Raw genomic sequence first — 3,883 nt, 5'->3', positions numbered from 1 at the left:
CCACGAAAGACCGTGCCGTCGGCGAGTGCGAGGATTGCGGGAGAGAATGACGGCAACACGGGAGGCTCCTTGGGGAGAACACCCTGTTGCCGACCTGTCATCCGACCGTGGAGTCGCGCGCGGCCGATGATTGGCGCGCACAGACCCGCATCGCGTTGGATCGAGACTCAGCACATGACTCGCGACATAAGCCGATGGCGCTTCGGATGGTCAAAAGCACAAATCAGGCGTTCGGCGGCATGCGCGCGTACTGCGAGGCGCGGCGGATGAACGGTGAGTGGGAGGTAGGCGCTAGGGTGCGGGTTGATTTGCTCAAACCTTTGAATTGTAGCCGAAAACCGCCCCTATCTCCAAATTTGAGACGCGCCGCACGCAAGACGCGTTCCATGCAACGTGCTGCGAGCCTTGGCCGGAGGGCCGTGGGCAGGCTATGACGCGACGCTGCGGTTCTTTTCAAGAACCCGGCCCGGCAGGATGTACCAGACGGCACTCGCGATCTGCAACGCGATCAAGGCGCCCCACGCGCTCATATGGGCGGCGGCCGGATAGTGACCGCCTTGCGCGGGCCACATCGATACGAATGCGCCAATGCCCACCTGGAAGCCAAAGATCAGCACGAAGATGACGAGCGTGAGCGTCGAGTGAACACGGCCAATCATGTGCGTCGGGAAGTATTCCGTCATGACCGCATAGCTCAGGATGCCGGTCCCGCCGAACACCCCGTAGCACGCGACCAGCAACGCCGGCGGAATCGGCAGGCGCGCGAGCATCAGCAACTGCACCGCAACGAACAGCGCCATGCCGACACCGCAGAACGCGTACACGGTGACGCCGCGCTTCTCGAGGCTGCGCGCGGCTGCGCCGAAGCCCACGCAGCCGAACATCATCGCGAAGCCGAGCACCGAGACGAGCCCGGCGGTGTATCCGGCGCTCAGGCCCATGACGTAAAGGAGATAGGGCCGTATCCAGAGCGATTGCATCGCGTAGAACACGCCTTGTGTGACGACCGAGAACGACGCGACCTTCCAGAACACGCCGCTGCGCAAGATGTGCCACGTGCCTTTGAATTGCATGATCACGCCCGCCTGGGAGTGCGCATCGCGCTTGTCCGGCGCGAACAGGAAGATGACGGCCGCGACCGCAAGCGTGAATACGACCAGGCCAAAACACACGCTGCGCCAGCTGGTGACGTCGAGCAGCGAAGCGAGCGGCGAGCCGACAACCACGCCGCCGAGACCGCCCATCGCCATGGTCAGGCCGTTCATCAGCGGTAGACGCGCGACGGGAAGAACTTGAGCGAGAGCCTTGAACGCTGCGCTCAGGCACACGGAGACGCCCACGCCGATCAGCAGCCGGCCCAGCATCATCGCGCCCAGGCTATGCGCCGCTCCGCACACGCCGATGCCCAGCGCCGCGAACATGAGCATGCCGGCGGTCACGCGGCGCGGCCCGAAGCGATCGAGCAAAACGCCGACCGGAATTTGCGCCGCCGCGAAGCCGAGGAAGTAGAGGGACGTGAGCAGCCCCAGATCGGCGCCCGACAAACCCAGATCGTGCGTGAGGTACGGCGCAAAGCCGAGGTTCACGCCACGGAAAACGTACGAGACGAAATAGCCGGCCGAAAACAGGAGGAATACGCGAAGACGGACGGAAGACGCCATAGAACGTTCGGAAGGTGTCTGAGTGAAGTGGAGCGAAAGTTTAACGCGCGAGAACAATTGAAAACGCCGTCACCTTGGCGACGGCGTGGTTTCCTGACGAGCGGGTCAGAATTTACTCCTGTTTCTGTTTCTTCTTGTCGGCGGTTTTCTTCGGTGCGGCCGCCACAGGCTTGACCGCCTTCTTCGAAGATGCGGTCGTCGGCTCGGCGACGCGCGTCACCTTGGCCGGCTCCGTTTTAGCGCCGCGCGCAGCGTTTTTCGCGGTCGGCACATGCGTACCAATGCGCATCACGCCACCCTTCGTTTTGCCCGATGCCGCGACCGTTTCGACGCGTACAGGACCCGGTTCGTCGGGCATCGCGCGTCCAATCGGCACATGCAGCACGATCAACTGGCCCGGCATGACCGAATCGCGATGAGTACGGTTCCAGCCTTTGACCTGCCCCACCGACACGTTGTAGCGTTGCGCGAACGTGGACATCGATTGAGCGCGGCGTACGCGAATCAGCATCTTGCGGGTGTCGGGAACATCCGGTTCGACCGCCAGCATCGCGCTTTCGGCGACATCGGCGCTGATGTCCTCGTCGTCGTCGTCACCGCGCGGCACGACGATGGTCGAGCCCGCCTTCAGGCGCATACCCGCCGGAATGCGGTTCACCGACATCAACGTATCCGCATCGACACCAATTTTCTGCGCGATGGCGGCGGGCGCTGCGCGCTCGGTGACCGTGTACGTGGTCCACGAAGACAACGCACCCGAGTACGACTTCAGGTTTTTCTGGAAGGTGCTGGCGTTATCGAACGGAAGCAGGATTTGGGGGTTGGTCGCGCCCAGGATCACCGGCTTCGCAAACGACGGATTCAGCGAGCGGAATTCCTCCACCGGCATGGCCGCGAGCTTGGCGGCCATCGTCACGTCGATATCGCGCGACGTGGTGACGGTCACAAAATACGGGTGATTCGGGATATCCGGCAGCGTCAGGCCATATTGCGCCGGGTTCATGACGATATTCTTCACTGCCTGCAACTTCGGCACGTAGTTGCGCGTCTCGTTCGGCATGCGCAAGCTTTCGTAGTCGGTCGGCAAGCCCATGGCCTCGTTCTTCGCGATCGCGCGCTGTACGTTGCCCTCGCCCCAGTTGTATGCGGCGAGCGCGAGGTGCCAGTCGCCGAACATGTCGTGGAGACGCGAAAGATAATCGAGCGCCGCGCTCGTCGACGCCAGCACGTCGCGCCGTTCGTCCTGAAACATGTTCTGCTTCAGGTTGTAGTCGCGGCCCGTACCCGGCACGAACTGCCACATGCCAGCGGCTTTCGCCACCGACAACGCCTGCGGGTTATAAGCCGACTCAATGAACGGCAACAACGCGAGCTCGGTCGGCATATGCCGTTGCTCGAGCTCCTCGACGATGTGATACAGGTATTTCTGCGAGCGGCCAGTCATGCGCTCGACGTAATCCGGGCGCTGCGCATACCAGTTCGCCTGCATGTCGACGAGGTCGCTTTGCAGGTCGGGAATCTGGAAACCACGGCGGATACGGCCCCATAAGTCGCCGTCGGGCCCGGAAAGTGAATCAAGAGAGGTCTTGTCAACGTCAATCGTTTCGCGGGCGGCGGCGGTCTTGCGGATGGCGTCGGCTACAGCTTGCTGCGTTTGCGCAGATGGGAGGGAATTGAGGGAGTTGGTCGCTGTCGGGCCCTGGCTGGCACATGCAGCCAATGTCAGGACGAGGAGCGCGCTGAAAATCAATCGCATGAACGTCTCGAGATTCCAAAAAATGTGCTTGGAAATTTGGACCCGATAGTACGGAAGCGCCCCCTCCCCGTCAATCAAATTGCTATAAAACACTGCAAAATCCGAGGCATGCAAAGGATTTCAACGTTTGGGATGAAGATTGGCGTCTGATGACGGCGGATTGAGCGGGATCGTCAAAATTTGTCTTTCCAGCCGCGCAGCAGGGTAAAAGCGTCGAGACGATCGCGAACCGGCCGTTTGAACTGCGCGGCCAGCGTGGACCGGAGATCGTCGGTATCGACCCGTAGAAACGGATTGACTGCGCGCTCGTGCGCCAATGTGGTCGGGACAGTCGGCTGGTTGGCCGTGCGTATTTGCTGAGCTTTGGCCTGCCATGCGGCCAGCGCGGCGTTGGCCGGTTCGGCGGCACGGGCAAAGCGAATGTTCGATAAGGTGTACTCGTGGGCGCAATGGACCAGGGTGGCGT

At 61.9% G+C, this 3,883-nt stretch carries 3 protein-coding genes; all 3 read right to left on the bottom strand.

What is annotated here, in order from left to right:
* Positions 1-428 precede the first annotated feature (428 nt).
* Positions 429-1,661, bottom strand: a complete 1,233-nt coding sequence (locus WCA53_RS24915; protein ID WP_423916700.1) for an MFS transporter — start codon at positions 1,659-1,661, stop codon at positions 429-431.
* Between the two features lie 112 nt (positions 1,662-1,773).
* Positions 1,774-3,417 (bottom strand): transglycosylase SLT domain-containing protein, encoded by a 1,644-nt coding sequence (locus tag WCA53_RS24910; protein WP_423916698.1) that lies wholly within the window; start codon positions 3,415-3,417, stop codon positions 1,774-1,776.
* Positions 3,418-3,590: 173 nt separating this feature from the next.
* Positions 3,591-3,883: hydroxyacylglutathione hydrolase C-terminal domain-containing protein (locus WCA53_RS24905; RefSeq protein WP_423916696.1), on the bottom strand; the 293-nt coding region annotated here is incomplete at its 5' end.

It is taken from the genome of Caballeronia sp. (assembly GCF_049581465.1).
Taxonomy (GTDB): Bacteria; Pseudomonadota; Gammaproteobacteria; order Burkholderiales; family Burkholderiaceae; genus Caballeronia.
The sequence above is the reverse complement of the archived record's forward strand: the minus strand, read 5'-3'. Positions and strand labels throughout refer to the sequence as shown.